Origin of the sequence: Rhodococcus sp. CX, assembly GCF_015865005.1 — a bacterium.
Taxonomy (GTDB): domain Bacteria; phylum Actinomycetota; class Actinomycetes; order Mycobacteriales; family Mycobacteriaceae; genus Rhodococcus.
Map to the genome: position 1 here is coordinate 22081 of NZ_JADZGH010000201.1, position 5730 is coordinate 27810.

The following is a 5730-nucleotide window of genomic DNA, read 5'->3' on the forward strand; positions in this document are numbered from 1 at the left end:
CAGCGCCGCGATCACCTCGAGCGGCAGCGGCGCGGAGACGAGCGGCACGAAGTCCACGACCGCGCCGTCGCGGCCGGCCTCGATCAGCTCGTCGACGGTGCGTTCGCAGATGTCGCGAATACGCCCTTCGAGCTGCTTGACGACCCGCGGGGTGAATCCGCGGCTCACGAGCTGGCGGAGCCGGGTGTGCTCGGGCGCATCGAGATTGATGAGCATAGCGGCCTGTTTGAGCCGGGTCTCGTCGTCGAACTCGTCGATCTGCGTGGTACCGAGCGCGGAGGAGAAGGTGGCGCTGTCGCGGGAGACCGCCGTGACGTCGGCGTGCCGGGTGAGCGCCCAGTAGCCGGGACCGTCGTCCTCCGGCTGCCAGTACACAGGACATCGCCGGCGGATGTCGTCGAACGCGTCGTGCGGCATTTCCTTCTCGTAGACGTCCGGGTTCTTGAGATCGGTGCGTGACGCCGTCATGGGGGGTTACCTCGGGTGTCGTGGAAGCAAGAAACGAATGGCTCTTGTTTACAAACTACTCACATTCGTTTGGAATGGAAGACCCCTAAGATCGCTTTATGGCACGTGACAACGAACGCCCCGTCCGGCGCCGTACGCTCACCCGTGACAAGGTGATCGACGCCGCACTCGCCGTCGTGGACGAACACGGATGGCAGCAGTTGACGATGAGCACCCTGGCGGCTCGTGTGGGTGTAGTGGGCGCGTCGCTGTACAACCATGTGCGCGGCCTCGACGACGTCCGGTCCGAGGTTCAGATCCGGACGATGATCACCCTCGGCGACCGGCTGCGCGAAGAAGCCATGGGCCGCAGCGGAATCGACGGCCTGCGGCACCTCATCGCGACCTATCGGTCGTGGGCGGTCGCGAATCACCGCCGCTACGAGGCCCTCACCGCCGCGCCGATCGACCGCGACGCACTCATCACCTCGGCGCTCGACGCGAACAGCGCTCTGCGCGCGATGCTCGTCTCGTGCGGTGTCCCCGAGGAGGATTCGCTCGATACCGCGGTCGCGCTGTTCGCCGCGGTACACGGTTTCGCGATGATCGAGGGCACCGGCTTCCTCGGCGACGAGATGGATCTCGACCGCATCTTCGAGAAGGTGGTGGACAACGCGCTCGCGTCGATCACCGCGTCACCGTCCCGCGACTGACCCCGGCTACCCTCCGACGAATCCCGCGATCTCCTCGATCGTCCACGGCGGCTCGGCCTTGTGGTCTCGCCATGCCAGCAGGCTCGGCCGGGGCCGCGGGAAGCGCCCGACGAAACATCCCGAGCCGGCGAAGATCTCGCCGGTGACCCCTGCCGACCGCCCGTCGACGAGATACGCGTAGAGCCGGGCGACGAACTCGGGCGGCGCCGGGTCGAGCGAGCCCTGATAACTCACGTCGTCGAGCAGGCCCCGGCGGTGGAGCTGCTCGATCTGCCGTTCGTACTCGTCGCCCGTCGACAGCCGCGTCCGCGCCCCCGGGCACACCGCATTGGCCCGGACCCCCTGTTCGCGCAACTCCGCGGCGATCGCCAGGGTGAGGCTGTTGACCGCACCCTTGCCCGCCGGGTAGCCGGTACCGCCGTAATCACCGAGGAAGGCGAACGAACTCGTGTTGACGATGGCGCCCCCGCCGCGCGCCACGAGGTGCGGCGCGACGGTGCGGCAGGTCCGGAACGTGCCGGTCAGGTGGGCGTCGAGCAGTTCGTGCCACTGCTCGTCGGTCACCGACAGGATCGACGACCCGCTGGGCTCGGCGATACCGGCACAGTTGATCAGGGCATCGACGTCGCCGAACTCGTCGAGCGCGGCGGCCAGTAGCGCCTCTGCCACGCCCGGCGCCGCGGCCGATCCGGCGACCCCGACAGCGCGCCCACCTGCGGCTTCGATCTCCGCGACCGTGTCGTGCACCGCGTCCTCGGCCCGCCCGTTCACCACCACCGCGGCACCCGCGGCGGCCAGCTCGAGTGCCACCGCCCGGCCGATCCCCCGGCTCGCTCCGGTCACGATTGCCGCCCGATCCGCCATCCCGCCCCTCCCGTCCGGCGCGATATTGCACCGCGCATCTGCCCGAACTATAGTCCAGACAAGTGTCCAGATTATGAGGACCGTCACACGCTCCACGTCGACCGACGTCTGCCACCGAACCGCCAGAACGGGAGCACCACACATGGCCCTGCGCCCCAGGAACAGCCCGACCGACAGCACTCCCCTGCTGATCGACGGCAAACTCGTCCCCGGCTCCGGGGGCACCTTCGAGACCCGCAATCCCGCGACCGAGGAAACGCTCGGCTACGCCGCCGACGGCACCGCCGCCGACATGGACGCGGCCATCGCCGCCGCCCGGCAGGCCTTCGACACCACCGACTGGTCCCGCGACCACGCCTTCCGCGCCCGTTGCCTGCGCCAGTTGCGCGACGCGCTGCGCGGACACATCGAGGAACTGCGCGAGATCACCATCGCCGAGGTCGGCGCGCCCCGTTTCCTCACCTCCGCCGCACATCTCGAAGGCCCGGTCGACGACCTGTTGTGGTTCGCCGATCTCGCCGAGAAGTACGAGTGGAAGCAGGATCTCGGCAACGCGTCCCCCATGGGTATCCCGACGCACCGCTACCTGCTGAAGGAAGCGGTCGGTGTCGTCGGCGCGATCACGCCGTGGAACTTCCCGCACCAGATCAACTTCGCCAAGATCGGTCCCGCGCTCGCAGCCGGCAACACCGTCGTCCTCAAGCCCGCACCCGACACCCCGTGGTGCGCAGCGCTGGTCGGCAGGATCATCGCCGAGGAGACCGACATCCCGCCGGGCGTGGTGAACATCGTGACGTCGAGCGACCATGCGGTCGGCGCCCGGCTCGCCTCCGACCCGCGGGTCGACCTCGTCTCCTTCACCGGCTCGACCGCGACCGGCAGGGCCGTGATGCGCGCGGCCGCCGAGACGCTCAAGAAGGTCTTCCTCGAGCTCGGCGGCAAGTCCGCCTTCGTGGTCCTCGACGACGCCGACCTGAACGGCGCCTGCTCGATCGCCGCGTTCACCGTGTGCACGCACGCCGGGCAGGGCTGCGCGATCACCACCCGTCTCGTCGTCCCCCGCGAACGCTACGACGAGGCCGTCGAACTCACCGCGAAATCGCTGCGCGGCATCCGCCCGGGCAATCCGAACGAACCCGGAACCGTCTGCGGTCCACTGATTTCCGCTCGCCAGCGTGACCGCGTCGAGGGCTACCTGAAGCTCGCGGTCGAGGAGGGCGGAACGATCGTCGTCGGCGGTGGCCGTCCCGCCGAGCACGACAAGGGCTTCTTCGTCGAACCGACCCTGATCGCGGGCCTGGACAACAGCACCCGCGTCGCCCAGGAGGAGATCTTCGGTCCCGTCCTGGTGATCCTGCCGCACGACGGCGACGACGACGCCGTGCGCATCGCCAACGACTCTCCCTACGGTCTGTCCGGCTCGGTGTGGGGCACCGACCAGGACCGCGTCGCCCACGTCGTCGCCGGGATCCGCACCGGCACCCTCGGTGTCAACGGCGGCATCTGGTACGCCGCCGACGCGCCCTTCGGGGGCTACAAGCAATCCGGAATCGGCCGCGAAATGGGCGTGGCCGGCTTCGAGGAATACCTGGAGACCAAGCTCGTCGCGGAACCCGCGGCGCCCTAGAAAGGTTCACGACATGGGACGTTTCACCGATCGAACCGCCATCGTCACCGGTGGCGCGCAGGGAATCGGCGAGGCCTACGCCCGGGCGCTCGCCGCCGAGGGCGCGAACGTGGTGGTCGCCGACCTCAACACCGAAGCGGGCGAGCAGGTTGCCAAGCAGATCGTCGCGGACGGCGGCAGCGCCGTCTTCCTGCCCGTCGACGTCGCCGACCCGGACTCGGCCACCGAACTCGCCGCCAGGACCGTCGAGACGTTCGGCGGGATCGACCATCTGGTCAACAACGCCGCGATCTACGGCGGCATGAAACTGGACCTGCTGCTCACGGTGCCGTGGGACTACTACAAGAAGTTCATGAGCGTGAACCTCGACGGCGCACTCAACGTCACGCGCGCCGTGTGGCCGCACATGAGGAAGAAGGGCGGCTCGATCGTCAACCAGTCGTCGACCGCCGCGTGGCTCTACTCGGGGTTCTACGGCCTGGCCAAGGTCGGCGTCAACGGCCTGACCCAGCAGCTCGCGGTCGAACTCGGTGGCAACAACATTCGCATCAATGCGATCGCCCCCGGGCCGATCGACACCGAGGCCACCCGCACCGTCACGCCCGGCAACATGGTGGCGGACATGGTCGGCAGGCTCCCGCTCAAGCGGATGGGCACGCCCGAGGACCTGGTCGGCATGTGCCTGTTCCTGCTGTCCGACGAGGCCGGCTGGGTCACCGGGCAGATCTTCAACGTCGACGGCGGGCAGGTGATCCGGTCGTGACCGCGCCTTCCGACGTGTCCGTCGGCTACATCGGCCTGGGCAACATGGGTGCGCCGATGGCCAAGCGACTCCTCGACTGGCCCGGTGGACTGACGGTGCTCGATATGCGTCCCGAGGCCGTCCAACCGTTCACCGCTGCCGGCGCGACCGCCGCCGGAAGTGCTGCGGAACTGGCCGCCACGTGCGACGTCGTCTCCGTGACGGTGCTCGACGACGCGCAGGTCCGCGAGGTCGTCGCCGGACCCGACGGCCTGCTCTCGACCGCGCGGCCCGGCACCGTCGTCGCCGTGCACTCGACGATCTCCGACACCACCGCCGTCGACCTCGCCGCGGTCTGCGCCGAGCGCGGCGTGCATCTGGTCGATGCCCCGGTCTCCGGTGGTGCGGTCGGTGCCGCGAAGGGCACGCTGGCCGTCATGGTCGGCGCGGACGAAGAGGCGTTCGCGAAGGTCCGCGAGCCGTTCGGCGCCTGGGCCGGTCTTGTCGTCCACGCCGGTCCGGTCGGAGCGGGAACGCGAATGAAGCTGGCGCGCAACCTGTTGCACTTCATCTCGTTCAACGCGGCCGCGGAAGCCCAGCGGCTGGCCGAGGCCGCCGGGCTCGACATCACCGCACTCGGCAAGGTGGTGCGGCACACCGACGCGATCACCGGCGGTGCCGGGGCGATCATGTTGCGCGACACCACCGCTGCGCTGGCACCGGACGATCCGTGGTTCCCGATCCTCGCGCACGCGCGGTCGCTCGGCGAGAAGGACCTGACGTTGGCGCTGGAACTGGGCGAGCGACTGGGCGTCGACCTGCCGCTCGGCACCCGGGCACTCGCCGATCTCGGCACCGGGCTCGGTGTCGGCCCCGGCGAACTGGCACAACAACGTTCGACGAAGGAGAACGCGTGACCGACGAACGACGACAGCGGGGCCTCGACATGATGTCGAAGGTCTACGGCTGGGAGATGCAGGACGGGCCGGGCGATCACTTCGCCTACACCGCCGATCACCTGTTCGGGGAGATCTGGACCCGCCCCGGATTGAGCATCCGGGACCGTCGGCTGCTACTCCTGGGTGCACTGGCCGCGCAGGGCTTGACCGACATCGCCGAGATCCAGATCAACGCGGCGCTGCAGAACGAGGAACTCGACGAAGAGCAGTTGCGGGAGATCGCCCTGTTCCTGTGCCACTACGTCGGCTGGCCGCTCGGCACCAAGCTCGACACGACCGTCGGCAAGGTGCTGCATCAGCGCAGGGCCGCCGCGCGCTCGTGATCGCCACGCCCACCGATTCCGGGGCCCGGAACCGGTGGGCGTTTCACGCGGAATC

At 69.1% G+C, this 5730-nt stretch carries 6 protein-coding genes and 1 pseudogene; 5 read left to right on the plus strand and 2 right to left on the minus strand.

The genetic code is table 11. The features are described from left to right. A pseudogene (locus I0Q12_RS33485) lies at positions 1–468 on the minus strand (cytochrome P450); the annotation flags it as partial. 98 nt (positions 469–566) lie between these two features. Here I0Q12_RS33485 and I0Q12_RS21640 point away from each other — a divergent pair. Further along, positions 567–1160: a TetR/AcrR family transcriptional regulator gene (locus I0Q12_RS21640; protein ID WP_197254563.1), complete on the plus strand. Its 594-nt coding sequence runs from the start codon at positions 567–569 to the stop codon at positions 1158–1160. 6 nt (positions 1161–1166) lie between these two features. Here the strand turns inward: I0Q12_RS21640 and I0Q12_RS21645 are convergent, their stop codons facing one another. Continuing rightward, a complete protein-coding gene (locus I0Q12_RS21645; protein WP_197254565.1) occupies positions 1167–2024 on the minus strand; it encodes an SDR family NAD(P)-dependent oxidoreductase in 858 nt (285 codons plus the stop codon). A 142-nt stretch (positions 2025–2166) separates the two neighbouring features. On the opposite strand from I0Q12_RS21645, the gene I0Q12_RS21650 reads away from it, so the two are divergent. Genes I0Q12_RS21650 through I0Q12_RS21665 form a run of 4 tightly spaced genes read left to right on the plus strand, consistent with a single transcriptional unit; the run spans position 2167 to position 5675 of the window. Continuing rightward, positions 2167–3651: an aldehyde dehydrogenase gene (locus tag I0Q12_RS21650; protein ID WP_197254567.1), complete on the plus strand. Its 1485-nt coding sequence runs from the start codon at positions 2167–2169 to the stop codon at positions 3649–3651. A gap of 13 nt (positions 3652–3664) precedes the next feature. Further along, positions 3665–4414, plus strand: coding sequence for an SDR family oxidoreductase (locus I0Q12_RS21655; RefSeq protein WP_197254569.1), 750 nt, complete (start codon positions 3665–3667; stop codon positions 4412–4414). Next, the gene (locus I0Q12_RS21660) at positions 4411–5310 is read left to right on the plus strand and encodes an NAD(P)-dependent oxidoreductase (RefSeq protein WP_197254571.1); all 900 of its coding nucleotides are present in this window, start codon (positions 4411–4413) and stop codon (positions 5308–5310) included. The genes I0Q12_RS21655 and I0Q12_RS21660 overlap by 4 nt, the downstream gene beginning before the upstream one ends. Continuing rightward, positions 5307–5675 (plus strand): carboxymuconolactone decarboxylase family protein, encoded by a 369-nt coding sequence (locus I0Q12_RS21665; RefSeq protein ID WP_197254578.1) that lies wholly within the window; start codon positions 5307–5309, stop codon positions 5673–5675. Before I0Q12_RS21660 ends, I0Q12_RS21665 begins: the two co-directional genes overlap by 4 nt. Positions 5676–5730 lie beyond the last annotated feature (55 nt).

Coding starts and splice junctions, on each gene's coding strand:
- I0Q12_RS21650 (WP_197254567.1), top strand. CDS start 2,167: ATGGCCCTGCGCCCCAGGAACAGCCCGACCGACAGCACTCCCCTGCTG.
- I0Q12_RS21645 (WP_197254565.1), bottom strand. CDS start 2,024: ATGGCGGATCGGGCGGCAATCGTGACCGGAGCGAGCCGGGGGATCGGC.
- I0Q12_RS21640 (WP_197254563.1), top strand. CDS start 567: ATGGCACGTGACAACGAACGCCCCGTCCGGCGCCGTACGCTCACCCGT.
- I0Q12_RS21655 (WP_197254569.1), top strand. CDS start 3,665: ATGGGACGTTTCACCGATCGAACCGCCATCGTCACCGGTGGCGCGCAG.